This window comes from Alkalihalobacterium sp. TH-98 (assembly GCF_057473385.1).
Genome location: NZ_JBYCKM010000039.1, coordinates 21,328 through 47,576 on the forward strand (window position 1 = coordinate 21,328; position 26,249 = coordinate 47,576).

The window sequence follows — 26,249 nt, forward strand, 5'->3', positions numbered from 1 at the left end:
AATCTTTTGTTAAACTATTATAAAAGAAAGAGATACGAAAATGCCTTAAACTATCGTTGGTTTAAGGCTATTTTGATGAAGTTTTTCAAAGCTCATTCATGGGGGAATAAGAATGTATGATTTGCTATTATCGGTGGGGGTATTGTTGGGTTACCGGTTGGAAAAGCGTTACTAGAGAAGTTTCCGCGTGTGAAAGTGATCGTTCTAGAAAAGGAAAAGGAATGGGCGTCACATCAAACTGGTCATAATAGCGGTGTTATCCATTCAGGCCTCTATTATAAACCCGGAAGTTTAAAGGCGAAGTTTGCTCGACAAGGTAACGAGTCTATGGTGGCGTTTTGTAAGGAACATCAGATTGAACATGAAGTTTGTGGAAAAGTCGTTGTGGCAACAAATGATGAAGAGCTGCCGTTACTAGAGAACTTATACAAGCGGGGTCTTGATAATCAATTAGCAATTAAGAAAATATGTCGTGATCAATTAAAAGAGATCGAGCTACATGTAAGTGGGAAAGCTGCAATCCATGTCCCGATGGCAGGAATCGTTAACTACAAAAAAGTAAGTGAGACGTTGGCGAAGCTCATCCGGGAACGTGGAGGAGAACTAAAATTAAAAACGAGTGTAGAAAAGGTTAAGGAAAAAGGCAGTGATGTAGAAATAGACACCAATAATGGAACGTTTCAAGCAAAAGTGATGATTAACTGTGCTGGGCTGCATAGTGACCGTATCGCAAAGTTAACGGGTTATTATATGGATATGAAAATTGTTCCATTTCGCGGTGAATATTTTGAGTTAAAGCAAGAAAAAAGAGATTTAGTTAAACATTTGATATACCCTGTACCTAACCCGTCTTTTCCTTTTCTAGGCGTTCATTTTACGAGAATGATAGGTGGTGGTGTTGAAGCAGGTCCGAATGCTGTACTAAGTTTAAAACGAGAGGGATACAAAAAGACAGATATTCATGTAGTTGACTTTTTTGAGGTGATGAAATACCGAGGATTTTGGAAGTTGGCTCAAAAAAATGTTAAGGAAGGTTTTGAGGAAATGACCCGGTCGTTAAATAAAGGTAAATTTGTACAAAGCGTTCAAAAACTCATTCCAGAAATTACAGTCAATGATCTTGAACCTGCGCCAGCTGGAGTTCGGGCACAAGCGTTAAAATCAGATGGGAGTTTAGTAGACGATTTTTACATCATTACAGGCAAACGAAGTATCCATGTGTGTAATGCTCCATCACCTGCAGCAACAGCATCTTTGCAAATAGGAAGTGAAATCGTTAGAAGGATACCTACTCAAAAGATCTTTCATGACATACGAATATAGTGTCAGGACGAATGAAGTAGTTTAACTAAAACAACAAAAAACCTCCTCTAAAAAAACAACTTTTAACCTAGGAAAAAGTCAGAAGTAATAGAAGGAAAAGAATGTTTAAAGGTGAACTATAAAAAGATATGATTTGCAAATTGGAGGAGTAACATTAATGAGTCATTTCATTGAAAATTCGATTAATAGTGTTTTTGTTCATGTTAGTAATCTTCAACGTTCGGCTGAGTGGTACAGTACGTTACTTGGGTTGAAGGTTTTAGAAGATCGTTTCAATGGTGGGCCGGTATATTGGATGGAACTTGAGAATTTTACTGGAATAATTTTAGATGATAATAGTGTAAATATAGCACGAGGTGAATGGAGTAAAGACAATGCCCCATTATATATGTATAGTGCAAAGAGCGTGACCACAGCCTACGAGTGCCTTAAACGAAAAGGGGTTAATATTACTCTTGAAATCGAGACCCCGCATGAAGGATTAACTTTTTTCAACTTTGAAGATCTAGACGGTAATGTTTTTATGGTTTGTAGCTGTGAGGATAACGAAATGCCAATAGAAAAAGCAGCTCCTTCACCTATTCATAACCGAATACCAGCTGTTTTTGTAAACGTTTCCGATATACAAAAAGCAGCCCAATGGCATTTTGATGTATTAGATATCCCACCACGATTGATCCACCCGAAGGAGACCATTGTTGAAATACAAAGTGAAAAGGGTGCGAATATATTACTAGATAATAATCGTTTTCTGAATGGTGATAATTATAAAGTTCGATTTATGTTGGAGACGGATGATATTCATGAAGCTTATTCATATGTTAAAAGAAACCGTATTGAGGTACTTACAGAAAAAGAAGGTCACGGAGACGTAACATTTTTTACTATTCTAGATCCGGATGATCATGTTATTATGGTTTGTCAACCGCACTAACCGAGTGAGTGATCGCTAGGAATAGAAATTGAGTTGAATTCTAATATATAATTCAAAAAAATCTTTTAAAATATCTTAATATTTAAATAAGTCACCAAGTAGAAGAGATTTTTAAGGTATTATACATAAATATAAGGCAAAAGAAGAAAGGCGATCCTTTAGGATGAAAGGGGCATATAAATGACAGCAAAAATTGTAGAACATAAGGAATTAAAATTAGTCGGTATCCCATGTGTAAGCTTAAAGGAGATGCCAAGTAAATATCAAAATGCTAAAGAAGGTTTATTATCTGCATCTAAGCATCTCCCTCATATTGTAAACGAGGCAGTGCATTATGGAATTTGGCCCCAATGTGAAATGCAAAATAATCCTGAAACGCATGTCTACATTTTATGTGTAGAGGTTTCATCCTTTGAAGGAATTCCTGAATGGTTCTTTAAAACAACATTAGCACCACAAAAGTGTGTAGTGGCAAATGATAATAGTGACCGTTGTTTTGATATAGCTGGGGAGAAAATAGAACAATTTATTCATGAAAGGAACCTCAAAACATCACCAGGAGATCAGAAATACACAATCTGTGAAAGGTACAATTATGAAGGTGATGGTTATAGCAGGTATTCATTACCACTGATTTAACCCTAAAGTAACGTGTAGCAACCATCTATCATTTTGATAGCAAATTGATAGCAAAGGTCTAGAGCTCTCATATCGGTGAGGGTTCTTTTTTATCGTTAGAATTACTGCAGCCTAAATCCCACCCTGCCTTTTCGTAAGAATATAGCCTGTCAATAATAGGTACACTGAATGTAGGAAGGTTAGAACATCTTATGCGGTAAAAGATGAATGATTTAATCTAGAATTTTACAATATTCAATTACATAAATGAAGGCATTGTTGACTATGATTAAATCAATTAAATAAAAACTCGTTTCATTTGGCCAATAAGGAGGTTTTAGGCAGTGATTTTAATCAAAGGGGCAACAGTATATCCGATCACGTCAGAAAAAATAGAAAACGGAGATGTCTTAGTAAAAGAAGGTAAAATAGCTGCAATTGGAACAGACATAGAACAAACGTCACAGATGACAGTTTTAAACGGGAAAGGGCTTCACTTGCTTCCTGGTTTTATCGATGCACATACTCACCTTGGTCTTTATGATGAAGGAACGGGTTGGGCAGGAAATGATGCAAATGAAACGATTGAGGCCACTACGCCACATATTCGAGCAATCGATGGAGTCTACCCTCTTGATATTGGGTTTAAGGATGCCGTCAAATACGGGGTGACAACGGTCCACGTAATGCCTGGAAGTGCGAATGTAATTGGTGGGACAACTTCCGTCATTAAAACGCACGGTAAGAGTATAAAGAAAATGATGATTAAAGAAATTGCCGGTTTAAAAATCGCATTGGGTGAGAACCCGAAACGAATTCATAGCCGGTCCACAAACAACGATTCCATAACGAGAATGGGCATCATGGGAATGCTCCGTGAAGCGTTTATTCACGCCAAAAATAGTGATGAGCCAGAAAGCTTAAGAGTAGCTCCTTTGGTAGCTGCCTTAAGAAGGGAGATTCCTGTAAGAATTCATGCTCATCGTGCGGATGATATTTTATCAGCTGTTCGTTTTGCAGAGGAATTTAACTTGGACTTACGGATTGAACATTGCACAGAAGGACACCTAATCGCCGAAGAGCTAAGTGGTCGTAACCTGCATGTAACGGTTGGACCGACATTGACGAGACGCTCAAAGATTGAATTGAAAAATAAAACTTGGGAGACGTATCGAATTTTAACAGATTACGGTATTAATGTATCAATAACGACCGACCATCCATATACACCGATTCAATACTTGAACATTTGTGCGTCACTTGCAGTACGTGAAGGGTTAGATGAGAAAAAAGCGCTAGAAGGGATTACGATCAATCCAGCGCAAAACCTTGGAATTGATCACAAAGTAGGAAGTCTAGAAGTTGGTAAGGACGCTGACATCGTACTGTGGAAAGAACAGCCATTCCACTACCTTGCTACCCCGATGATGACCATGATTAATGGGGAAATTATTTACAAAAAATAAATAAAAAAACCGGTTCCCTTTTTACTATAAATCGATTATTATATAGAAGGTGATGGAGGAAATATGAATATTTAAAAGTATTTCAGTCATATCACAAGCATTGTTGTTAATATTAATGAAATAAAAGAAAATTCGGCGTTTTTTCACTGATTATAAGGAAATGGGAAGGCAATTGGTGCGCCACCAGTTCATACTGGTTCTAGTGGGTTCGATTCCCACCCCGAATTTTAAACAACTTCGAGGGTGGGTCTTATACTACAGGACTGCCCTCTATACTAAGGAGGGATTCAAATGCTAAGAAAACGCGAACTATCGGACTGTCATGAGTTATATGATCTAATGATTGACCCTGCTGTTTTTCCTTTTGTTCGTCACAAGGCCAAATCATATGAGGAGTACCTATTTTTAACGAAACAAACGATTGAGGCTGAGGAACGTGGTGAGCTTATTTCACGTACAATTACTGATGAATGGGGAAGTCCGATTGGAACCATCAATCTATTTGACGTTCAAGATGGTACTGGTTTTCTTGGTACTTGGATCGGTAAACCTTATTTTGGAAAAGGTTATAATCAGTTAGCAAAAAATGCTTTTTTTAGTGAGCTCTTTTTTGAGCTGGATATCCAAACTGTTTTCATGAGAATTCGGAAAGAAAATATTAGGTCTATTAAAGCTGCCCAAAAACTGCCGTACAATATACTGGCAAATGAAGTTAGAACTGATGTTTATCAATATATAAACGCAAACGGTCCAACGTATGATTTGTTCCAAATTGAGAAGGACCAATATCATCTATTTAAAATTAGAGAGCAAAATCATCAGATTAATGAAGAAAGCCAACTAAAAGAGGCATAACAACCGAGCGCATGTGCTCGGTTTTTTTTTTGTAATGTCTTAGAATAAAACTAATATCATAAATTGATATCGAGCACAGGCGCATTGAAATGGGTCGTAATAAAAAAATTGAAAAAATTATGGAACTATATCTGGTGACAAGTAACTTGAAGATCTTCTTTGTGCCGCATCTAATCTAGTAGATTGAAAGATAGGTGCAGTTAATGCTAAGCGGACTGAGAGGCTCTTATTTAGCGGAAAACCGACTGGTTGTGAAGTTAAGCGGACTGAGAGGCCCTTATTTGTTCAAATACATGTGATTTTAAGTGGAGAATTAAGAAATAAGGGCCCTGGAGTCCGCTAAGTATAGAAACTACTAATTTTAATGAAAATAAGGGCCTGTGAGTCCGGTTGATCTACAGTCACCAATTGAGTAAAAAGGCCGGCGCTCACAGCAACGATTTTTATCTTATGAATTCCAATAAAAAAAGCCTCCCCCCTAAAAGTGGAGACAGACGATCATATATAAGGGACAGGCGGATCCGCTGTCCTACTTAAAAAATTTATTGAAGATTTTTTTTAGCATACTGTTTAAACGACTTGGTTTCTTTTGTCTGTCGTTCCTCTAAAAAGTCGTCTAACTTCGTACCTTTTGTTTGCTCCTCAATTTCTTTTTAAACTTCTAAAAGATCAAACCTGGCATTCCACAACATTTGATAAGCCATCTTTGTTTCCTGGGGCATTCCTGGCAGAACCTCTTTAAACACGATCGGTTTCCCCATGCCCTTCAAGTTATCGAGTTCCCCATTTTTGATGGCAACCTTAATTTTATCCTCAGCTACAATCCATATTGCATCCACTGTGGACACCCCTTTCAATTTATTACATTCCTTATATATAGCGTGATCATTGAAACCCTTTAAAAGGGAGTAACAACAGTCGTAAATTGAATGGGTATTAATTAATAGAAAAATAATATACTTACATTATTATTTTTTGATTGAAAATTCAAAAAACAGTCTAAAATATTTGAGGTTAAGTGGTAAAATGAAAAAAGGTGTTGTATTTGTTTATGAATACTTAATGTAAATGAAATTTCGCTGATACTAATTATCCTTTTATCTTAGATGAGGTAAAAAGATTACTATGCTCGAAAGGAGATCTGGTTTTGGAAAACTCATCGAATATCCCACAACCTAAGACGTACGGTCCCCTTGGGAACCTGCCGTTAATAAATAAAGAAGTCCCTACTTTATCCTTTTGTAAGTTAGCTGAAGAGTACGGGCCCATTTATCGCTTTGAAGCTTTTGGTTATTCTACTGTCGTTCTTTCGGGTCATAAATTAGTAGCTGAAGTATGTAATGACGATCGTTTTGACAAAAGTATTGCCAGTCTAATTTCGGTGCGTCCGATCGGAGGAGATGGCTTATTTACAAGTCGAACGAAGGAGGCAAACTGGCAAAAGGCTCATAATATACTTATGCCTTCTTTCAGCCAACAGGCAATGAAAGGTTACCATCCAATGATGGTAGATATTGCATCACAACTAGTACAAAAATGGGCGCGGCTAAACCCTAATGAAACGATTGATGTCCCAGATGATATGACTCGACTTACGCTTGACACAATCGGATTATGCGGATTTAACTATCGTTTTAATAGTTTTTATAAAGAAACTTCTCACCCTTTTATCTTAAGTATGGTTCGTTCGCTGGAAGAAGCGATGTATCGTGGTACAAGATTACCTATCCAAAACAAACTCGCAATAAAAAAGAAACGACAATTTGAACGTGATTTGCAAATGATGTTTTCTCTAGTAGATCAAATCATCGCTGAGCGTAAGGAGAATGGTGATGATGGTGAAACGGATTTACTTGCTAGAATGCTTAATGCAAAGGACCCTCAAACGGGTGAACGACTTGATGATGAAAACATCCGTTATCAAATAATAACGTTCCTTATTGCCGGGCACGAAACAACAAGTGGTCTATTATCGTTTGCCTTATGTCTTCTATTAAAGCATCCGGATGTTCTAAATAAGGCTTACGAAGAAGTGCATCGAGTGGTGGTAAATGGGATACCTACATATCAACAAGTGCTCGAGCTCAAATATATCAGAATGATTTTAAATGAAGCGTTGCGTTTATATCCGACAGCTCCGGAGTTTTCACTTTTTGCAAAAGATGATGTAACGATCGGTGGAAAGTATTTGATAAAAAAGAAAACGGACATCACAATTCTGTTGCCGCAACTTCATAGGGACAAAGAAGCCTGGGGTGAAGACGCAGAACTATTTCGTCCAGAACGATTTGAAGACATGAGTAAAATACCAGATGGGGCCTATAAACCATTTGGTAATGGACAGCGAGCCTGTATTGGGATGCAGTTTGCTTTGCACGAAGCAACGTTAGTATTAGGAATGATACTTCAAAACTTTGAATTCATGGATCATACGGATTATAAGTTGAAAATTAAACAAACTCTAACTTTAAAACCCGATGATTTTACAATTCGTGTCAAGTTGCGGGAAAAGCAAGTGCATCATAATCAATCAATAAATGTTAGTGAAATGGTTACACATGTTCCTGTAGTTGAAAGTCATTCTAAACGAGAATTAAGGGTAAAAAATAAGAAAGGATCACTTCTTATTCTTTATGGATCGAATATGGGAACAGCAGAAAGTATCGCTCAAGACTTAGCGGAGCAGGCTCTTCAGTATGGTATCCAAAGTAAAGTAGCAACTTTAAATGATCATATAGATCAATTACCTAAAGATGAACTAGTTCTAATCATCACTTCTTCTTATAATGGAAAACCGCCAAGAAATGCTCTGCAATTTGTCAAATGGATAGAAGCAGTGGAGCCCGGTCGATTAACAGACGTTCGCTTTTCCGTATTAGGCTGTGGAGATCGTAACTGGGCAAGTACGTATCAGGCTGTTCCGCGATTAATAGATGAACAACTAGTATCAAAGGGAGCTGAAAGATTTACAGCACGTGGTGAAGTCGATGCAAGTGGAGATTATGAAAAGCAATTAGATGAATGGGTGGAACAAATGTGGTCAGATGCCATATTTTCTTTGGGCATAACTGAACATGTGAAAGAAGAAGCTAGTAAAATAAATATTAAATTTGTTAATAGTACTGCTCATTTTCCTCTTGCTCGATCATATAAAGTTGTTTCTCATGGAAAGATTATTGGTAATCATATAGAAGATAAAACAGGTACTCTTCAACTAAAAAGAAGAATTGATATATCTTTGCTGGAAAATATCGATTACAAAGAAGGTGAAGAAATCGGTATCTTTCGTACAAACGGCGAAGAAGATATTAACCGTTTATTGAACCGTTATGGATGGAATGATTGGGATCACGTTATCTTATCGGGGGATGAAGAGAGCAACCCGCATCTTCCGTTGAATCAAACAGTTAGTCTCAATAGGCTTCTTCGCTATAGTGTAGATTTACAGGAAGTGGTTACTAAAGAACAAATACGTGAATTGGCTAAATATACAACCTGTCCACCGCATAAAATTGAGCTTGAAGCATGCATAGAAGATTCAGTATACGATGAACAAATCGTAAAAAAACAAATCACCATCCTTGATCTTCTGGAAAAATACGAAGCCTGTGAGTTACCGTTTGATCGGTTGCTGGGAATCCTATCACCTGTACAACCCAGGTTTTATCCAGTTTCATTATTTAAAGAGCCAAACCGAGTAAGTATTTCAATAGTGTTGGGTCAAAACTCATCTGGCCATGATAGTGATACTCGTTTAAATACCACTTCTAATAACTTAGAACAATGTAGTCCAGGTGAAGAGGTAATTGTGGTCATCGATAAACCACAATCAAATTTACAGGTTTCCACTAGTTCTGAAGAGAGGTTTTCAAAATGAAATGTCTATTATCGTATTTTTTCTAGTTCAATTGTTTAGTGGTTTTGCAAGTTTATAAGTAAAAGAAACCTTAAATGATATCATTTAAGGTTTCTTTCTCCAGAATAGCAAGCAAATATGTTGCTTCCTATGAATTAAATCGTGTACGATCTAATTGTGTATGATTGATTAAATAAATAGATGAACTGAAGGAGGAAGTACTATGCAAACGGTGTATGATTTCCAAGTAAAAATGACAAATGGGGAAAAAAAGTCTTTGCGAGAATATGAGGGAAAACCATTAATAATCGTAAACACAGCCAGTAAATGCGGTTTAACCCCACAATTTAAAGGACTTCAAGAATTGTATTCGAAGTATAATGACCAGGGTTTAGAAATTCTAGGCTTTCCTTGTGATCAATTTAATAATCAGGAATATGCTAAAATAGATGAAACGATGAATTTTTGCCAAGTGAACTATGGGGTAACTTTTCCTATGTTTGCAAAGGTCGATGTGAATGGTAACAGCACTGATCCACTTTTTAAATATTTAAAAGAGCAAAAGAAGGGTCTTTTATCGAGTAGAATAAAGTGGAATTTCACAAAGTTTCTCGTTGATGGGAACGGTCAGGTAGTCAAGCGTTACGGACCAACGATAAAGCCAAGTATAATTGAACACGATTTAGTAAAATTATTATAAAGTACAGCTTAAGCACTATGTGCTGCTGAATTGTAATACGTTAACTGATGGGTGATAAATGTGGATGACTTCTTAAAGATAGATAAGCAATTATGTTTTGCTATCTATGAAACAGCAGCGAAATTTAATAAATTATATACATCGATATTAAAGCCTTTTGGGCTAACATACCCACAATATTTAGTATTATTGGCTCTTTGGGAAAAGGACCATGTAACGATGAAAGCTCTAGGGGAAAAGATTAATCTTGGAACCGGTACGTTAACGCCTATGATAGTAAGAATGGAAGCGAACGGCTGGATTCAAAAGCTGCGCTCAACAGAGGACGAACGCAAGGTGTTCATTTCCTTACAACAAAAAGGGATAGATGAGAAAGAAAATATTACACAAAAAGTGAGTGAAGCGATTCGAACGTGTAATATCAAGCAAGAAGAATATGAACATCTGATGCAGCAACTAGCAACATTACAAGCAAAACTAACTAAATTATAATACTCTAGTATGCGATGCTTTCAATAGTATCGCTTTTTTATTATTTATTAAAAACAAGGTTTAACATTTCAGGAGAAATATGTAATGATTGTTCTGTCCATATCATTTAATTTACAAGACAAATAAAACTGCAAATAAAAGGAGCGGAAAATGAAGGGGAATCCTATAAGTGATACTAAAAGAATTATTATAATCGATATTATCCGTGGAATTGCTTTAATGGCGATTTTAATGGCAAATATGGTTGCATTTAAAACACCTGTATTTCAAGAAGCAAACTTTGTCCTAGAAGGAAAATTACTAGTAGAAGGAACATTTAATCAAATAGCGGATTATTTATTACATTTATTCATCCATGGAAAGTTTTATCCGATGTTCTCACTGTTATTCGGACTAGGTTTTTTTCTTTTTTATGATCGTTTGAAACAAAAGGAATTAAACGGAAATCGCTATTTTACAAGAAGAGCGTTGTTTCTTCTTTTGATTGGAATTTTACACGTTACATTTATATGGTCTGGTGATATCCTGCATACTTATGCAATAGCCGGTTTGTTTTTAATGTTCTTTATTGATAAAAGGCCTAAAGTGATTTTAATTTGGGCCATTAGCTTGGTATTTGTTTCGATGGTGATCATGTTTCTGTCTCTTCTCGGATATGGTGCTCTCATGCAATTTGACTCCGAGTTACAAGTTACGCGTCAACAGCTATTTGAGCAAGCTATGATTATCTTATCGAATGGAACTTATGCTGAAATACTAGAATTCCGTCTTTTAAATGAAGTTTCATTTATGATTCTAAACTTAATCTTTACGCTGCCCAACGTACTTGGATTGTTTCTCATCGGTCTTTACATGGGGAAAAAGGGGATGTTTCATAATATCGAAGGTTCTCTCCCGCTTTGGAAAAAAGTTCGTATTCATTCTTTCTGGAGCGGCGGTCTTTTAGCTGTTTTATTCGTTTTCTTACTCTATAACGGTTTAAATACACCGTACTGGTTGTCCTATACATTAGCGTATACCGTTAATATTATCGGTGGTCCACTTCTTATGCTCTGGTATGTATCATCTATTGTATTAGCTTTACAAAACAAGGACCGTATGAAGAGGCTAATGCCGATTGCTTCATATGGTAGAATGGCATTGACCAATTACATTGCTCAATCCATTATATGCGTTTTCATCTTTTACGGATTTGGCTTAGGACTGTTTGGTTCTATAGGAGTTGCAGGAGGAATCGGTTTAGCAATGGTTATTATTATTTTTCAAGTGTTAGTCAGTCACTACTGGTTAAAAAAATACAAGCAAGGGCCACTTGAAGCATTATGGAGAAAATGGACGTATTCAAAATGATATATAGAATGAAAGCAGGTCCTTTTTAGTGAGGCCTGCTTTTATTCTTTGAGTCTCTATATTTTAATGGGGAGTTTTTTATAAAACTAATAAAATACTCCATGAATTCATATTCAGTTCATACAAATGTTTTATAATAGGTAATGATTACATCATTGATTATAAGGAGTGAATGACATATGTTACCTATTAAGATGGATCATGTCTCCTCTTACACAAAAAAAGAATTTGAGAAAATGCAACGTCGAATTTCACCGTTAGTGAAGAAGAGTACGATTTTTACTGTTGCTTCTATTTCATTAATTTCTATATCATTTATTAATTTGTACTATCTACTGTTTGGTCACGTAAGCAACATGGTTTTAACTGTTATTTTCTCGGTGATAGGTGCTGTTGGGATGGCCCTATACAAAGAAGTGAAGTTTCAAAATAAGGAAATCTATAATACGAGTATTAATTATATTAAAGAAAGAATCATGAAAAGTGAAGTTGTACCTGATTACACCAGAGATAAATTTATTGAAAAGGTAAGATCTGAACCTATGAATGCCTTTCAAACATTTAGTGATTTCTTACATCAAGAAGAGCGTATGAAGAAAATGGGTAATTCATAAAAAGGGAAACTTTGCAGCCAAACGACTCTCCTAATTTGAAGAGTCGTTTTACTTTTTGTCTTCCAAGAGATTATATGAGCAACAGGATTATCACACTAACTCCAACGAATATGTAATAAGTACAAATAAAAAGTTACACCACTTAGCAGTACTAAGTGGTAAAATCTAAAAATAGTGAATGCGATATCATATGATGACTAGACATAAATCATTGTGGGGGAATCTATGAAACTACTTGTGCAATCTATTTTTATATCATTAGTGATTCACGCATTTTATTTTATTGGTCAAATCGTGTACGGTGTGATGTTAACGAAATCGTACGTTCCTGACATTGTTGACTCCTATGAAGCTGTGGCTTATTTACAAAATGAAGTTACTTTTGGATATATCATAAGTCCAAACTTTTTGTTTGGTTCATTTATTACTGTTACTTGTTTAGCAGCACTGGCTATTCAATTAATCAAAAAATGGCGAAGTAGCAGGGAAGTATAGAAAATATTTCCCTGCTACTTTTTTCTTTATTAACAAACACACATTCGCTACAATATAGGGTAGAGGTGAAAATTATGTTCGGGAAAAAATCATTATCAGACGTATTAGAACTTTTAAGAACGGATGAGGAATTATCAAGAAATATTACATACTGGCATGAAATTGAACCAGAAGACGGCTCGTATGTTTCTTTTCCTAGCAAGTTAGATGACCGGATAAAAAACGCGTTAACAAATCGCGGGATTAATTCATTATATAGTCATCAAGGACAAGCGTTTTCTTCAGGGGTGCAAAAGAAAAGCTTTGTCGCAGTTACACCGACAGCTTCCGGAAAAAGTCTTTGCTATCACTTGCCGGTATTACAGCAAATTATTGAGGACGAAGAAAGCAGAGCTCTCTATCTTTTTCCGACTAAAGCATTGGCTCAAGATCAAAAAAGTGAAGTGAACGAAATGATTGACGAAATCGGTGTGGATGTTAAGTGTTACACGTATGACGGGGATACCGCTCCTAATATCCGTCAAGCGGTTCGAAAAGCAGGGCATATCGTTATCACTAACCCAGATATGCTTCATTCAGCCATTCTACCGCACCATACAAAATGGGTTGCTTTCTTTGAAAACTTGAAATATATCATTATTGATGAATTACATACTTACCGTGGCGTATTTGGCAGTCATGTTGCCAATGTAATTCGTCGCTTGAAACGAATTGCTCGTTTTTATGGCAGTGATCCCACATTTATTTGTACATCGGCAACGATTGCGAACCCGAAAGAACTAGCTGAAGAGCTAACAGGCAGAGAAATGAAGTTAATTGATAAAAACGGAGCACCAAGAGGTCGAAAGCATTTTTTATTTTACAATCCACCAATGGTTAATGAACCTTTAAATATTCGTAGAAGTGCAACAGTGGATGTGAATAAGCTAGCAAAGACTTTCCTAAAAGAAAAAATCCAAACAATCATTTTTGCTAGAAGTCGTGTTCGTGTCGAAGTCATCTTAAGTCATTTGCAGGACCTTGTAAAAAAAGAATTAGGACCGGCTTCAATTAGAGGCTATCGTGGAGGCTATCTGCCGAAACAACGTCGAGAAATCGAACGAGGGTTAAGAAAAGGAGATATTATTGGTGTTGTTAGTACAAATGCGTTGGAATTAGGAGTTGATATCGGTCAGCTTCAAGTTTGTATCATGACTGGGTACCCAGGATCTGTTGCCAGTGCTTGGCAGCAAGCAGGAAGAGCAGGAAGAAGACAAGAAGAGTCGCTTATTGTTATGGTTGCTAGCTCCACACCAATGGACCAGTATATGATCCAACATCCTGAATATTTCTTTGAACGAAACCCTGAATCGGCACGTATTAATCCAAACAATTTAATAATTTTGGTGGATCACTTAAAATGCGCAGCCTACGAACTGCCATTTAAACAAGGTGAAACCTTTGATGGTGAAGATATAGAAGAAGTTCTAGAATTTTTAACTGAAGAACAAGTCCTGCACTATAAAGGGTCAAAATGGTTTTGGATGAATGATGGTTTCCCAGCTCATGGTATTAGTCTGCGCTCAGCCTCTCAAGAAAATGTCGTCATAATTGATCAATCAAATGTTGGAAATGTAAAAGTAATTGGTGAGATGGACACATTTAGTGCGATGACACTTCTACATGATGAGGCGATCTACCTTCATCAAGGAATACAGTATCAAGTAGAATTACTTGACTGGGATGAGAAGAAGGCGTGGGTTCGAGAAGTTGATGTAGAGTATTTTACAGATGCAAATTTAGCTGTTGAATTAAAAGTATTGGAAGAAGATCAGCATAAACCAATGGATGAAGCGAAATTATCGTATGGAGACGTTATGGTGAATGCGAAAGCGACAATCTTTAAAAAGATTAAACTGTCAACGTTTGAAAATATCGGTTCAGGGCCAATCCATTTGCCAGAAATGGAACTTCATACGAATGCGATGTGGATGAGTTTTTCAAAAGATGTATTGGATGAGTTAGGTAAAGAACCTCTTGAACAAGCACTAACTGGGCTTGCTCACTTATTCCAGCACGTTGCACCTGTTTTCGTCATGTGCGATCGCAATGATTTGCATGTTATTCCGCAAATTAAAGCAATTCACTCTGAAGACCCGACCATCTTCTTTTATGATCGTTATCCAGGAGGGGTAGGGTTGAGTGAACAGATTTACAAAAATTTTCCGCAAGTATTAAGGGAAGTTCAGAAAATGGTGAGCGGCTGTCCGTGTGAAAGTGGGTGTCCGTCTTGTGTAGGGCCGGCTGTGGAAACAGGAGAAAAAGGAAAAAGCTTAGTGGGTAAACTTATTGCCAAGTTGACAGGGGGGGATGTACATGTCCATTAAAGGAAAACTGTCACGGATGAAAAAGCATTTATCGATTGAAACATCACAAGACTCATCGATAAAACCTACACCTATACTTGAACATTCTGCAATCAAAATTCCGTTCTATGAGAAATGGAAGAAGCTTAATGCGAAAGCAATCCATCTCGATGATCATTATACGATTTTACGTGAACAACAGTATGATCTGAAAACGATACATGGTAAATATACTTTTGCTGAAGCAATTGATATTGTAGAACGCTGGCATGAGGCGAGTTTTAACCACCCACTATCGGCTTCTGGCCGCTCGCCAGAAGAGCTATTATTTTTTGATACGGAAACGACGGGATTATCAAGTGGAGCAGGAAGTACGATCTTTTTACTTGGCTATAGTCAATTAACAAGAGAAGGGGTAAAGGTAAAACAATATTTTCTACCGGGACCCGAACATGAAGTGGCCATGTATTATCATTTCTTGCATGATGTAAAGAATTTAAGTAATCTCGTGACCTATAACGGGAAAGCTTTTGATTGGCCACAAGTAAAGACGAGGCATACGTTCGTTAGAAACGAAGTACCGAAATTGCCAGCGTTTGGCCATTTTGATTTATTACATGGTGCTAGAAGATTATGGAAAGAAACGTTACCTTCTTGCAAACTATCCATCGTTGAAAATGAAATCTTAAAATTTGAACGTGGAGAAGATACACCAGGATATATGGCACCGATGTTGTATTTTGATTTTTTACATGAACCAGATCCAGAATATATTGAAGGTGTTTTAACGCACAATGAATGGGATGTATTATCATTAATATCCTTATATGTCCATATTTCAAGCTGTTTATTAGATTATGATGGAAAAGAACTTTCGACGAATGAGAAATTACAGATTGGGAAATGGTTTGAGTTTGTCGGAGAAAAGGAGAGAGCACTCGTTTGTCTTGAACAACTTTGGAAAGATGACAGCAGAAATGTATCCGAAGACGGGATTTTACTACTGACTAAATTATATAAACAGTCCAGTCGAGAAAGTGATGCAATCACTCTCTTAGAAGAGTCCTTTAAAAACCGACATTTCCCTTCAGCTGAGTTAGCCATTGAACTGTCAAAACTATACGAACACCATGTAAAAGATTACGAAAAAGCATTAGACGCTGCAGTAAATGGACTTAACTGGTTAAAGGAAACAACTAAATTAGTGAAGAAAGCAAAGACAAAGCAAACTGAGGAATTAATAAAGCGGATCGAGAGAATAGAGTACAAAATAAAAAAAGCGACTGACTAATAAGTAGATACTGTAACCAATACCTTTATGTAAGAGGAGGCGACAAGTACATACTTCAGTCAGACGCTTTTCCTTAATTAACTGTCACTCGGTCTTGGTCCTGCATCAAGTCCTGATTCACTAACCGTCATCATTGGCTTAACAGTAGCGTCACTTTCTACAAATACTTGGCAAGATAAACGGTAGTTTGCGTCTATTCCTTTAGCGGAAAAAGCGGTTTTCTCAATATCCGTTAGTTCACCAAACTCACCATCGAGTACTTCCACTCTACAGGTTGTGCATTTTGCTTTACCCCCACAACGGTGAAGTATATCAACGCCGTTATCTTCTAAAGCTAGCACTAATTTAGTACCTTCAGTTACTTCAAATGAATCGTGGCCAGGAACTGTTATTTTTGCCATGATTATCCCTCCTTTTTTATTATTATATTCCCCTTATTCCCTTGAATCAAATAAACGTATTTCCCGAGCAAGCGCAAAATTAGAGGTGTTTCGTCAAATGAGCAGATAGATTTGTTTTATTTTGACGAAATATTCCAACTATTACTAAAAATGGACCTATTCTTAAATTTTTGAAACATATGGGGACAAGGTAAAAAGATAATCTTTAGGCGAACTCATAATTTATATAGGAAATTAGGGCAAACAACTAGTACATCTAGAGGGTATTCTACATAGGTTAATATTGAATAACATTAAAGGAGGAATTTAAAATGTGGCATAGACCATGTACAAAAGTAATGCCTGCAGTTGTTCACCCGACGAAAACTACGCATTCTCAACAGTGCTGTGAGTATATTGTTCCGGAAATTCATCCGAGTCATCACCATCACAACACACAACATCACTACAAGCATGTTCACAGTTTCCCTCAAACATTTTCACAATCGCAACAAATTACGCATCAGCACTTTGTATCACCGGGAGCTGGAGTAGCACCATTCGCAGGTCCAGGAGCACCAGGTTTTGGTCCAGGAGCACCAGGTTTTGGTCCAGGAGCAGCCGGGGCACCATTTGGTGGTCCAGGTGTAGGAGCAGCAGGTTTCGGCCCTCGTCCACGCCCAGGTTTTGGTTGGTAATCATTAAGGAGAGCTGTTTAGCTCTCCTTTTCAATTTCAGATACTTGTATTAGGATAGGTTATGTATAAATGTAAATATAACCTTCAAAAAGCTTAGGAGAGAATATGATAAAAGTTTGTGTGTTTACCGGTTACAAAGGACATGAGTTAGGGATCTTTGATCAAAAGCATAAAGGTATTCTTTACATAAAAAAGACAATTGAAAAAAAACTTCGTTCACTGTTAGATGAAGGGTTAGAATGGGTTCTTATCAGCGGTCAATTAGGTGTGGAGCTTTGGACAGCTGAAGTCGTATTTGAAATGAAACAAGAATTTCCCCAGCTACGACTTGCTGTAATGACACCCTTTTTACAGCAAGAAAAAAATTGGAGTGAAACGAACCAAGAGCACTACCGTCATGTTTTAGGACAAGCTGATTTTGTGGACAGCATTTCAAAACGTGAGTATGAAAGCCCTGCACAGTTGAGAGTAAAAAATCAATACCTGATCGAAAAAAGTGATGCCTTAGTCATTCTATACGATGAATGGAAAGAAGGTTCACCGAAATTCTATATAGAACCGGCTTTGAAGCGTTACGAACGAGATGGTTATCCTATTTTTTACATCACACCAGATGATATTAATTCGACAGTACAAGAGGAAATGGACGAGTTTTAGATGAATAAGTCGAAAAGAACAAATTGACAATTGTTCTTAATTCTGAAAAAATAGTAAAAGTAGTAGTCTACAGTTAAGAACTGGGGTGGATTTAATATGAGTCAAATTCGTTTTACAGCAAAAGATATTTTAGAAAAAGAATTTAAAACAAGCATTAAGGGATATAATCAAGATGATGTAGATAAATTTTTAGATGCAATTATCCAAGATTATGAAAAGTTTCACGAAACAGTTGAAAGACTTGAGCAAGAAAATCAACAGCTTCGTCGCGAAGTTAAACGCGCGCAAGAACAAAAACCAAAAGCACCAACAGCCGCAACTTCACCTGTTGGAAGTACAAACTATGATATTTTACAACGTCTATCAAACTTAGAAAAAGAAGTATTTGGTAGAAAACTATACGAATAATCAAGCGATGTCAGCAAAAAATGTAGGTAGACACACTACTTGGTATTAAAGGAGAGGCTCTATTGATCGAAGTATATATTGATGGGGCAAGTGCTGGCAATCCAGGTCCATCTGGTGCAGGTATATATATTAACTATAAGGATGGAAACGAAGATCGTTTTGCGATTCCACTCGGCGAACTGACAAACCATGAAGCGGAATACATGGCACTTATAAAGGCATTAGAAATATGCAAAGAAAAAAACTTAACTGCCGTTTCGTTTCGGACGGACTCGCAGCTCATTGATCAGGCGGTTGAAAAGCGCTATGTCAAAAAAGAGAACTATCAAAAATTATTAGAGAAAGCATTATCGTATATTGATGAACTGGATTTGTTCTTTTTGAAGTGGATCCCAAGTAATCAAAATAAAAATGCGGATGAACTATCTAGACAAGCTGTTAGAAAAAATTAACTGATCTTCAATGTAGTACCAGTTGACCGTACAGCTATAATCGTAATATAATAATACTTGTCGATAAGACAGCACAGCGTTTAGCGTTCAGGTAATTGCTATATCACTTGATGATATAGAGGAAAGTCCATGCTCGCACGACCTGAGATGGTCGTAGTGTTCGTGCCTAGCGAATTCATAAGCTAGGGTAGTCTGGTTTTGACTGGGCTAACGGCGAGGTAAGCACCTACGTCCTTTTGGATATGGTGTGATGCTTCTGAAAGTGCCACAGTGACGTAGTCTGCTTGGAAACAAGTGGAGTGGAACGGGTAAACCCCTCGAGCGAGAAACCCAAACTATGGTAGGGGCACCCTCTTGAAGGAATTCAACGGAGAGAGGGACAGGTGACTCATCACCTGTAGATAGATGATTACCCCCTGAGTACGAGGCTCATCACCGCTTGCAGTACAACGGGACAAAACATGGCTTATCGAACGCTAAAATGATGACTGTTAAGCCCACAGTATAAGGGCTTTTTTTATTTGCCCTTTTTTAATGGGAAATGTTGGTCAAATATCCTTATTTGTGATTTCGGTTGAACATGTCTATAATAGGGAAAGACTATAATGTAGGTGATTGAAAATGGATAAAGTGACGTTAATCGCTACGGCAACAATGGGACTTGAAGCGCTAGTAGCAAAAGAAGTAAGAGATTTAGGATATGAAGATGTAACCGTTGAAAATGGACGAATTATATACACAGCAGATCCGATGGCGATTTGTCGTTCGAATTTATGGTTAAGAACGGCTGACCGTATTAAAGTGAGAGTCGGTGAATTTAAAGCATTAAGCTTTGAAGAGTTGTTTGAAAAAACAAAAGCTCTTCCGTGGGCTGATTTCATTCCAGTAAACGCAGAATTTCCAGTGATAGGAAAATCAGTTAAATCACAATTATTTAGTGTATCTGACTGTCAAGCGATCGTCAAAAAAGCCGTCGTCGAAAGTTTAAAGAAGAAGTATCGGACAGATTGGTTTAATGAAGATGGTCCGCTTTATCGAATTGAGGTTGCCATACATAAAGATATAGCGACGCTAACGATAGATGCAAGTGGAGATGGTCTACATAAACGCGGCTATAGATACCGCTCTAACCAAGCCCCTTTAAAAGAAACGTTAGCATCAGCACTGATCATGCTCACAAATTGGAAAGCGGACAAGCCTTTAATCGATCCGTTTTGCGGGTCTGGAACTCTTCCTATTGAAGCAGCAATGATCGGACAAAATATCGCACCTGGATTTATGCGAGAATTCGCTTCCGAGCAGTGGGGGTGGATTGGTCAGGATAAATGGAATCAAGCGAGAATGGAAGTTGAAGATTTAGCCAAATATGACCAAGAGTTAGATATTCTTGGAACAGATATTGATCACAGAATGATTGAATTGTCTGAGCATAATGCGGCTGAGGCTGGATTTACCGATATTATTCGCTTTAAGCAAATGCAAGTAACCGACCTTCGAGCCAAGCGAGAATATGGCTGTGTAATTGCTAATCCGCCATACGGGGAGCGCCTAGGTGAAAAGGAACAAGTCGCTCAATTATATAAAGAAATGGGAAAAATTTTTCAAGAGCATATTCCAACATGGTCGATTTATGTGTTAACTTCAAATGAACAATTTGAAGAGCTATATGGTAAAAAAGCAACTAAAAAGCGGAAGTTATACAATGGAAAAATCCGAACAGATCTATATCAATATTGGGGACCGCGACCACCTAAACCTAGCGCCCCGTCAAACGAATAACAAAAAGACGCCAAAGTAATCCACTACTTCGGCGTCTTTTTTTCTATTCACATATCATACCCAGGTCTCTCTTCTATCGGTACATCGACAGGTACATCAAAAACCCAAACAAAGAAAATGGTTATAATTACTGAAAGGACGTAAGTAAGGAGTGGTCGTTTATGGTGTAAACGAAACATTGGAAACATAACCGCTACGAGAAAAGCTGACCAACCTAAGTTCCATCCAAATTGGTAATATATTCGTCCCGTTATTAGGAAAAAATATTCGATTCCTACATAAATGATAATCCAGATGCCATTATGGATAATTTGTTTCTTTAACGTTTTAGGGTAATGTCGTAAAAACATTAATATCGTTCCTGGGAAAACAACGAACGTATACAACATCTCAGTCATTGAGTGGTTTGGCATAATGTCCGGTTCTAGCTTCCAAAGTAAATAGTTGGCGCAAAGGAAGTTGTAGGTCAGGTTACCAAGTGCATAATAAAGCATCGTTGTATGGTACTTATGCCAGTTTTTATAATCACCCTTAACCCAAATGGCTATGATGACGATTAATGTTAATGCAAAATGCATGAAACGGCTCCACCTTATCTTCTTCAGTTATTAAAGTTAATTTTCCCCAACAATACAATTGTATCCAATTAATTGATAGCATTTATTAATTTACAATAACATTTTTATGTAAACTATATCGTGAATATTTTCAATGGTTTAGACATACAATATGGCTATATGAACGAAAGGTGGAATAGAGTGTATGTCAGAGCCGTATAATGATTTAAAACAAGTAGAAATGGCAATTAAAGCAGCAGAACGTATGGTGGGACAAGCTACGATGAGTATGGATGAAGATCAGTTACAAGCGGCAACTGAGGCGGTGCAACAAGCAAAGAAACAATATTATACTGCAGCGTCGCATCAAACCGGTGTAGATGAGCGCTTTTTTGAAATCTCATCTGAGTTAATCGAGAAAATTGATCATCAATTGGAAGAAGCAAAGAAATAAGGAGCATTTTTTTTGGTGCTCCTTTTTTATGATATAGAAGACAAATATTTACAACAAACAAATAAATTAGAAAAGGCTGACTCTAAACATCGTCGCTGTATATACATAATAAAGACCTATGTATAGAACAGAAGGGATATTATGAGTCAGCCGCTTTCTATTGTCTAGGGTGGTTAATATCTTCAAATTGTGGATTAGTAAAAATCATCATATTTAAATCTTCATTGTAATCAATCGTCATGCCTTTAAAGTACCAAGCATCATCTTCTGTAATAAAGAAGGTAATGCCTTCTATAGTCGTTTGATAGCAATTGCTTGTCGGATTTTCTTTGCTCACACCTACTGAAAAACCGCCAGAGCCGACTCCTCCAACACGGACAAAAAGTCGTAGTGGTTGATTTTTATTTGAAAGAACTTCTTGTTTGTAAAAGCGAGCCGCTTCAGGTGTAATAGTTACATTCATTGTTGTTACCTCCTCTTTCATACAGAACATCATAACAAAATTCTTTGTCGAGTGAAAATAGTTAACATTTGTTAAAAGAAAATTTATAATAAAAGTGTATTTCATTTTTCGAAATATTGTTAAATAAGAGAGGATGCATAAGAGATGTCAACAACAGAAATCGAAAAAGATTTTTTAGAGTACGTTAAAAAAATGGAAAACTTTAGCGAGGCTCGTTCGTTAATGGTTTGGGACCTGCGCACAGGAGCCCCAAGAAAAGGTGTCGAGCAACGCTCTGAAGTAATTGGTACACTGTCTACTGAAATTTTCAACATGTCTACTTCAGATCAAATGAAAGAATACATAGAGGCCTTAAGTGAAAGTGAAGATGTTTCAGAAATTACAAGAAAAACGGTTGAGGAATGCAAGAAAAATTATGACCGTAACAAAAAGATACCTGAAAAAGAATATAAAGAGTATGTTATCCTTGAGTCAAAGTCTGAAGCCGTATGGGAACAAGCAAAAGCAAAGTCTGACTTTGCAATGTTCCAACCATACTTAGAAAAAATTGTGGAAACGAAAAAGCGCTTTTTAGACTATTGGGGCTACGAAGGGCATAAATACAACACATTATTAGATGATTACGAGCCTGGGATTACAGTAGATATTCTAGATGAGGTATTTGGAAACTTACGTAAAGAATTAGTTCCTCTAGTTCAAGCTGTAAAAGACTCAAGTCAGCAACCGAAAACAGACTTTTTATTTGAACATTTCCCAAAAGAAAAGCAACGTCAATTAAGTCTGGAAATTTTAAATAACTTAGGATATGACTTTGAATCGGGGCGCCTGGATGAAACTGTACATCCGTTTGCAATTAGTTTAAATCCTAATGATGTTCGTGTAACAACAAAGTATGACGAAAAGGATTTCCGCACTGCTATTTTTGGTACGATTCATGAATGTGGTCATGCGGTGTATGAACAAAACATTTCAAGAGATTTAATTGGCACACCGCTTTGTGATGGTACGTCAATGGGGATCCATGAGTCGCAGTCATTGTTTTTTGAGAATATGATTGGACGTCATCCATCTTTCTGGAAAGCAAATTACCCGTTATTACAAAAACATTCAAATGGCCAGTTTGATAACGTATCATTAGAAGATTTTTATCGTGCAATTAATGTGGCAGGCCCATCGCTTATTCGTATTGAGGCAGATGAAATGACTTATGCTCTTCATGTTATTGTACGTTATGAAATTGAAAAAGGTTTATTCAGTGATGAAATTGAAGTGAAAGATCTTCCACAAATTTGGAACGACAAAATGGAAGAGTACTTAGGAGTCCGTCCAACGAATGATGCGGAAGGTGTGCTTCAAGATGTGCACTGGTCAGGTGGAGCTTTTGGTTACTTCCCTTCTTATGCTTTAGGTTATATTTACTCAGCACAAATGAAAGCAGCAATGGATAAAGACCTTCCTAATTACGGGGATTTATTAGCTGAAAATAATATTCAACCAATCAAAGAATGGTTAACGAATAACGTACATCAATATGGAAAAATGAAAAAGCCTGTTGAAATTTTAAAAGATATTACTGGAGAAGGAATTAATTCAAGTTATCTTGTGAACTATCTTCGTAAAAAGTACGGTGAAATTTACCAATTCTAATGATTAAACAGAGAACTCCTCTCCTCATTAACAGGGGAGGAGTATTTGTATCTTTATCCCGTTAAGTCGTTCATTACAATTTAATTTTAAGGAGTTGAACAAAGTGAATTCAACGATTGAAACCATCCTTAATCACAAATCCATCCGCAAGTTTCAAGAGCGTTCACTAACAAAAGAACAAATTGAAACGATTGTAAAAAGTGCTCAAGCAGCCTCTACGTCGAGCTTTATCCAAGCGTACTCAATCATTGGAGTTAAAGATCAACAAAAAAAAGAAAAGTTAGCTGAATTGGCCGGAAATCAAGCGTATGTGGCCCAAAACGGACATTTCCTTGTGTTTTGTGCTGACTTACACCGCCATGAACTTATTAGTGAAATGGAAGGGAAAGATTTATCAGGCGCACTAGAAAGTACAGAGACCTTTATGGTTTCTCTAATCGATACAGCATTGGCTGCTCAAAATGCTTCTATTGCTGCAGAAGCAATGGGGCTTGGTATCGTGTACATTGGTGGGATACGGAATAATCTTAATGAGGTGTGTCAACTTTTGAATGTACCGAAAAAAGTGATCCCGTTGTTTGGTCTAGCGGTTGGATATCCTGATCAATCTCCAGATGTAAAACCACGCTTACCGCTCGAACATATTTATCATGAAGATAGCTATAATGAGAATAATAGTGTCTTAAAAGACCAGTTAAAAGATTACAATGAGTTAATTTCCTCCTATTATGACAATAGGACAAATGGTAAGAGGAAGGACACGTGGACCGAACAAATGGCACAAATGCTGTCTAATCCAAAGCGCCAATATATGAAGGAATTTATTGAAGGGAAAGGATTTACGCGTAGATAATTGAAATAGTTAAAGGCCGGGTTTTCTTTTAAATTAGAAAAGTTTAGGAGGAGATAGACATGCCTAGTACCCCTTTACATTATGGCTCATTAATTAATGGTGAAGAACGAAAAGGTTCGGGTAGAAAAAGCTTAGAAGTAAAAAATCCTTTTGATAGTGAAGTTATTGGAACAATTGACTTAGCTTCTGATGAAGATATTGAGTTAGCTTTAGCAACATCACAAAATGTTTTTCGAAGTACGATGAAAAGGATGCCTGCTCATCGCCGTGCAGAAATCTTAAGGAGAACAGGTGAACTTTTAGCAGAAAGAACAGAGGAGTTTGCCCAAGTTTTAGCACTAGAAGCCGGTAAGCCAATTCGCGATGCACGTGGTGAGGTAGGCCGTGCTGTTCAGGTACTTTACTTTGCTGCTGATGAAGCGAAAAAAATAGAAGGGGAGCTTGTTCCAATGGATAGTGCCGTTGGCGGTGAAAACCGTATCGGTATGGTTCGGCGTATACCAATAGGCGTCGTTGTTGCAATCACACCATTTAATTTCCCCTTAAACTTAGCCTTGCACAAATTAGGCCCGGCTTTTGCAGCAGGGAACACCGTTGTTTTAAAACCAGCGGAAAAAACACCGTTTACTTCTTATATGTTAACGAAATTATTTGAAGAAGCCGGTCTCCCAAAAGGAGCATTAAACCTTGTAATGGGTATCGGGTCTGAGATGGGTGAAAAGCTTGTAACGGATGATCGTGTTAGTAAGATCACTTTTACAGGAAGCCCGACAGTAGGGAAAATGATTAAAAACCAAGCGGGACTTAAAAAAGTAACGTTAGAATTAGGTTCAAACTCTCCTAATATTATATTTAGTGATGGAGATATAGAAACAGCGGCTACTAGTCTAGTAAAAGGGGCATTTGCTTTTGCAGGTCAAGTTTGTATTTCAGCTCAGCGAATATATGTTCAAAAAGGCGTGTTTCAACAATTTCAAACTACGTTTGTAAGACAGGTAAAAGAGTTAAAAGTAGGAAATCCAAAAGAGGAAACAACGGATATCGGACCAATGATTACTGAAGAGGCCGCCATTCGAGCAGAAGAGTGGGTAGCCGAAGCACGAGGTCAAGGAGCTAAACTTTTAACTGGTGGAACCCGTTCAGGGAATTTATTTGAACCAACTGTTCTCGTAAATGTTGAACCACAAATGAAAGTCGTTTGTCAAGAAGTATTTGCACCAATCGTATCGATTATTCCGTTTGAAACAGAAGAGGAAGTAATAGGTTACGCGAATGATTCGGACTTTGGTCTTCAAGCAGGTGTCTTTACAAAAGACATTAACCGTGCGATGCGCTTGGCCGATGAGTTAGAAACGGGTGGAGTATGGATTAATGAAATGTCTACCTACCGTCAAGATAACTACCCATATGGTGGCGTTAAGTTAAGTGGTGTTGGTAAAGAAGGCGTAAAATATGCTGTTGAAGATATGACAGACATTAAGTTTGTTGGGATTAAGTTACAATAGTTAAAACAATTAAAAGGAACTCGGAGACTTACCTTTACATTAGTAGAAGGTAAGTCT

At 37.2% G+C, this 26,249-nt stretch carries 26 protein-coding genes and 1 other RNA gene; 23 read left to right on the forward strand and 4 right to left on the reverse strand.

Features of this window, described 5'->3' with window-relative positions:
- Positions 1 to 126 precede the first annotated feature (126 nt).
- From lhgO to AC2VNP_RS13990, 5 genes are all read left to right on the forward strand, one after another.
- Positions 127 to 1,323, forward strand: coding sequence for an L-2-hydroxyglutarate oxidase (gene lhgO, locus AC2VNP_RS13970; protein WP_486917984.1), 1,197 nt, complete (start codon positions 127 to 129; stop codon positions 1,321 to 1,323).
- Between the two features lie 157 nt (positions 1,324 to 1,480).
- Positions 1,481 to 2,257 carry a VOC family protein gene (locus AC2VNP_RS13975; protein WP_486917917.1) on the forward strand — a complete coding sequence of 259 codons (777 nt, stop codon included), beginning with the start codon at positions 1,481 to 1,483 and terminating at the stop codon, positions 2,255 to 2,257.
- Positions 2,258 to 2,437: 180 nt separating this feature from the next.
- Complete coding sequence (locus tag AC2VNP_RS13980) at positions 2,438 to 2,896, forward strand: effector binding domain-containing protein (RefSeq protein ID WP_486917918.1); 459 nt, start codon at positions 2,438 to 2,440, stop codon at positions 2,894 to 2,896.
- Between the two features lie 323 nt (positions 2,897 to 3,219).
- Positions 3,220 to 4,341, forward strand: a complete 1,122-nt coding sequence (locus tag AC2VNP_RS13985) for an amidohydrolase (RefSeq protein WP_486917919.1) — start codon at positions 3,220 to 3,222, stop codon at positions 4,339 to 4,341.
- A 291-nt stretch (positions 4,342 to 4,632) separates the two neighbouring features.
- Entirely contained in the window at positions 4,633 to 5,196 is a 564-nt protein-coding gene (locus AC2VNP_RS13990) for a GNAT family N-acetyltransferase (RefSeq protein WP_486917920.1), read from the forward strand.
- 653 nt (positions 5,197 to 5,849) lie between these two features.
- Here AC2VNP_RS13990 and AC2VNP_RS13995 read toward each other — a convergent pair.
- Positions 5,850 to 6,035, reverse strand: a complete 186-nt coding sequence (locus AC2VNP_RS13995) for a DnaJ family domain-containing protein (RefSeq protein ID WP_486917921.1) — start codon at positions 6,033 to 6,035, stop codon at positions 5,850 to 5,852.
- A gap of 308 nt (positions 6,036 to 6,343) precedes the next feature.
- On the opposite strand from AC2VNP_RS13995, the gene AC2VNP_RS14000 reads away from it, so the two are divergent.
- The 8 genes from AC2VNP_RS14000 (at position 6,344) to AC2VNP_RS14035 (ending at position 16,339) form a co-directional block, all read left to right on the forward strand.
- On the forward strand, positions 6,344 to 9,073 hold the full coding sequence (locus tag AC2VNP_RS14000) for a cytochrome P450 (protein WP_486917922.1): 2,730 nt from the start codon (positions 6,344 to 6,346) through the stop codon (positions 9,071 to 9,073).
- A gap of 202 nt (positions 9,074 to 9,275) precedes the next feature.
- The gene (locus AC2VNP_RS14005; protein WP_486917923.1) at positions 9,276 to 9,752 is read left to right on the forward strand and encodes a glutathione peroxidase; all 477 of its coding nucleotides are present in this window, start codon (positions 9,276 to 9,278) and stop codon (positions 9,750 to 9,752) included.
- A gap of 60 nt (positions 9,753 to 9,812) precedes the next feature.
- Complete coding sequence (locus tag AC2VNP_RS14010) at positions 9,813 to 10,244, forward strand: MarR family winged helix-turn-helix transcriptional regulator (RefSeq protein WP_486917924.1); 432 nt, start codon at positions 9,813 to 9,815, stop codon at positions 10,242 to 10,244.
- 150 nt (positions 10,245 to 10,394) lie between these two features.
- The gene (locus tag AC2VNP_RS14015; protein WP_486917925.1) at positions 10,395 to 11,594 is read left to right on the forward strand and encodes a DUF418 domain-containing protein; all 1,200 of its coding nucleotides are present in this window, start codon (positions 10,395 to 10,397) and stop codon (positions 11,592 to 11,594) included.
- Between the two features lie 179 nt (positions 11,595 to 11,773).
- Entirely contained in the window at positions 11,774 to 12,208 is a 435-nt protein-coding gene (locus AC2VNP_RS14020) for a DUF5392 family protein (RefSeq protein WP_486917926.1), read from the forward strand.
- A 225-nt stretch (positions 12,209 to 12,433) separates the two neighbouring features.
- The gene (locus AC2VNP_RS14025; protein WP_486917927.1) at positions 12,434 to 12,703 is read left to right on the forward strand and encodes a hypothetical protein; all 270 of its coding nucleotides are present in this window, start codon (positions 12,434 to 12,436) and stop codon (positions 12,701 to 12,703) included.
- A 74-nt stretch (positions 12,704 to 12,777) separates the two neighbouring features.
- Positions 12,778 to 15,069 carry a DEAD/DEAH box helicase gene (locus tag AC2VNP_RS14030; protein WP_486917928.1) on the forward strand — a complete coding sequence of 764 codons (2,292 nt, stop codon included), beginning with the start codon at positions 12,778 to 12,780 and terminating at the stop codon, positions 15,067 to 15,069.
- Positions 15,059 to 16,339 carry a ribonuclease H-like domain-containing protein gene (locus tag AC2VNP_RS14035; RefSeq protein WP_486917929.1) on the forward strand — a complete coding sequence of 427 codons (1,281 nt, stop codon included), beginning with the start codon at positions 15,059 to 15,061 and terminating at the stop codon, positions 16,337 to 16,339. Before AC2VNP_RS14030 ends, AC2VNP_RS14035 begins: the two co-directional genes overlap by 11 nt.
- A gap of 77 nt (positions 16,340 to 16,416) precedes the next feature.
- On the opposite strand, the gene AC2VNP_RS14040 is transcribed toward AC2VNP_RS14035, so the two are convergent.
- Entirely contained in the window at positions 16,417 to 16,740 is a 324-nt protein-coding gene (locus AC2VNP_RS14040; protein WP_486917930.1) for a 2Fe-2S iron-sulfur cluster-binding protein, read from the reverse strand.
- A gap of 311 nt (positions 16,741 to 17,051) precedes the next feature.
- Between AC2VNP_RS14040 and AC2VNP_RS14045 the strand changes: the two genes are divergently transcribed.
- The 6 genes from AC2VNP_RS14045 (at position 17,052) to AC2VNP_RS14070 (ending at position 20,713) form a co-directional block, all read left to right on the forward strand.
- Positions 17,052 to 17,417, forward strand: a complete 366-nt coding sequence (locus AC2VNP_RS14045; RefSeq protein WP_486917931.1) for a CotD family spore coat protein — start codon at positions 17,052 to 17,054, stop codon at positions 17,415 to 17,417.
- A gap of 108 nt (positions 17,418 to 17,525) precedes the next feature.
- On the forward strand, positions 17,526 to 18,074 hold the full coding sequence (locus AC2VNP_RS14050) for an SLOG family protein (protein WP_486917985.1): 549 nt from the start codon (positions 17,526 to 17,528) through the stop codon (positions 18,072 to 18,074).
- Between the two features lie 96 nt (positions 18,075 to 18,170).
- Complete coding sequence (gene gpsB / locus AC2VNP_RS14055) at positions 18,171 to 18,482, forward strand: cell division regulator GpsB (RefSeq protein ID WP_486917932.1); 312 nt, start codon at positions 18,171 to 18,173, stop codon at positions 18,480 to 18,482.
- Positions 18,483 to 18,544: 62 nt separating this feature from the next.
- Entirely contained in the window at positions 18,545 to 18,934 is a 390-nt protein-coding gene (locus AC2VNP_RS14060; RefSeq protein ID WP_486917933.1) for a reverse transcriptase-like protein, read from the forward strand.
- An 83-nt stretch (positions 18,935 to 19,017) separates the two neighbouring features.
- Positions 19,018 to 19,408: RNase P RNA component class B (gene rnpB / locus AC2VNP_RS14065), an RNA gene on the forward strand.
- A gap of 147 nt (positions 19,409 to 19,555) precedes the next feature.
- Positions 19,556 to 20,713: a THUMP domain-containing class I SAM-dependent RNA methyltransferase gene (locus tag AC2VNP_RS14070; protein ID WP_486917934.1), complete on the forward strand. Its 1,158-nt coding sequence runs from the start codon at positions 19,556 to 19,558 to the stop codon at positions 20,711 to 20,713.
- 47 nt (positions 20,714 to 20,760) lie between these two features.
- Here AC2VNP_RS14070 and AC2VNP_RS14075 read toward each other — a convergent pair whose 3' ends face one another.
- Positions 20,761 to 21,291, reverse strand: a complete 531-nt coding sequence (locus AC2VNP_RS14075; protein ID WP_486917935.1) for a CBO0543 family protein — start codon at positions 21,289 to 21,291, stop codon at positions 20,761 to 20,763.
- Between the two features lie 184 nt (positions 21,292 to 21,475).
- Between AC2VNP_RS14075 and AC2VNP_RS14080 the strand changes: the two genes are divergently transcribed.
- Positions 21,476 to 21,724: a DUF2564 family protein gene (locus tag AC2VNP_RS14080; protein WP_216829576.1), complete on the forward strand. Its 249-nt coding sequence runs from the start codon at positions 21,476 to 21,478 to the stop codon at positions 21,722 to 21,724.
- Positions 21,725 to 21,881: 157 nt separating this feature from the next.
- Here AC2VNP_RS14080 and AC2VNP_RS14085 read toward each other — a convergent pair whose 3' ends face one another.
- Positions 21,882 to 22,187, reverse strand: a complete 306-nt coding sequence (locus tag AC2VNP_RS14085; RefSeq protein WP_486917936.1) for an iron-sulfur cluster biosynthesis family protein — start codon at positions 22,185 to 22,187, stop codon at positions 21,882 to 21,884.
- Between the two features lie 144 nt (positions 22,188 to 22,331).
- Here AC2VNP_RS14085 and AC2VNP_RS14090 point away from each other — a divergent pair, with 144 nt between their 5' ends.
- The 3 genes from AC2VNP_RS14090 (at position 22,332) to AC2VNP_RS14100 (ending at position 26,192) form a co-directional block, all read left to right on the forward strand.
- Positions 22,332 to 23,834, forward strand: a complete 1,503-nt coding sequence (locus AC2VNP_RS14090) for a carboxypeptidase M32 (protein ID WP_486917937.1) — start codon at positions 22,332 to 22,334, stop codon at positions 23,832 to 23,834.
- A 103-nt stretch (positions 23,835 to 23,937) separates the two neighbouring features.
- Entirely contained in the window at positions 23,938 to 24,687 is a 750-nt protein-coding gene (gene nfsA / locus AC2VNP_RS14095) for an oxygen-insensitive NADPH nitroreductase (protein WP_486917938.1), read from the forward strand.
- A gap of 59 nt (positions 24,688 to 24,746) precedes the next feature.
- Positions 24,747 to 26,192: an aldehyde dehydrogenase family protein gene (locus AC2VNP_RS14100; protein ID WP_486917939.1), complete on the forward strand. Its 1,446-nt coding sequence runs from the start codon at positions 24,747 to 24,749 to the stop codon at positions 26,190 to 26,192.
- Positions 26,193 to 26,249 lie beyond the last annotated feature (57 nt).

Bases quoted from the DNA above. Each gene is read 5' to 3' on its own strand.
- AC2VNP_RS14080 (WP_216829576.1), top strand. From the start codon at position 21,476: ATGTCAGAGCCGTATAATGATTTAAAACAAGTAGAAATGGCAATTAAA.
- AC2VNP_RS14035 (WP_486917929.1), top strand. From the start codon at position 15,059: ATGTCCATTAAAGGAAAACTGTCACGGATGAAAAAGCATTTATCGATT.
- AC2VNP_RS13975 (WP_486917917.1), top strand. From the start codon at position 1,481: ATGAGTCATTTCATTGAAAATTCGATTAATAGTGTTTTTGTTCATGTT.
- AC2VNP_RS14090 (WP_486917937.1), top strand. From the start codon at position 22,332: ATGTCAACAACAGAAATCGAAAAAGATTTTTTAGAGTACGTTAAAAAA.
- AC2VNP_RS14045 (WP_486917931.1), top strand. From the start codon at position 17,052: ATGTGGCATAGACCATGTACAAAAGTAATGCCTGCAGTTGTTCACCCG.
- AC2VNP_RS14015 (WP_486917925.1), top strand. From the start codon at position 10,395: ATGAAGGGGAATCCTATAAGTGATACTAAAAGAATTATTATAATCGAT.
- AC2VNP_RS14030 (WP_486917928.1), top strand. From the start codon at position 12,778: ATGTTCGGGAAAAAATCATTATCAGACGTATTAGAACTTTTAAGAACG.
- gpsB (WP_486917932.1), top strand. From the start codon at position 18,171: ATGAGTCAAATTCGTTTTACAGCAAAAGATATTTTAGAAAAAGAATTT.
- AC2VNP_RS14070 (WP_486917934.1), top strand. From the start codon at position 19,556: ATGGATAAAGTGACGTTAATCGCTACGGCAACAATGGGACTTGAAGCG.
- AC2VNP_RS13980 (WP_486917918.1), top strand. From the start codon at position 2,438: ATGACAGCAAAAATTGTAGAACATAAGGAATTAAAATTAGTCGGTATC.
- AC2VNP_RS14100 (WP_486917939.1), top strand. From the start codon at position 24,747: ATGCCTAGTACCCCTTTACATTATGGCTCATTAATTAATGGTGAAGAA.
- AC2VNP_RS14085 (WP_486917936.1), bottom strand. From the start codon at position 22,187: ATGAATGTAACTATTACACCTGAAGCGGCTCGCTTTTACAAACAAGAA.
- AC2VNP_RS14075 (WP_486917935.1), bottom strand. From the start codon at position 21,291: ATGCATTTTGCATTAACATTAATCGTCATCATAGCCATTTGGGTTAAG.
- AC2VNP_RS14025 (WP_486917927.1), top strand. From the start codon at position 12,434: ATGAAACTACTTGTGCAATCTATTTTTATATCATTAGTGATTCACGCA.
- AC2VNP_RS14020 (WP_486917926.1), top strand. From the start codon at position 11,774: ATGTTACCTATTAAGATGGATCATGTCTCCTCTTACACAAAAAAAGAA.
- AC2VNP_RS14005 (WP_486917923.1), top strand. From the start codon at position 9,276: ATGCAAACGGTGTATGATTTCCAAGTAAAAATGACAAATGGGGAAAAA.
- AC2VNP_RS14040 (WP_486917930.1), bottom strand. From the start codon at position 16,740: ATGGCAAAAATAACAGTTCCTGGCCACGATTCATTTGAAGTAACTGAA.
- AC2VNP_RS13990 (WP_486917920.1), top strand. From the start codon at position 4,633: ATGCTAAGAAAACGCGAACTATCGGACTGTCATGAGTTATATGATCTA.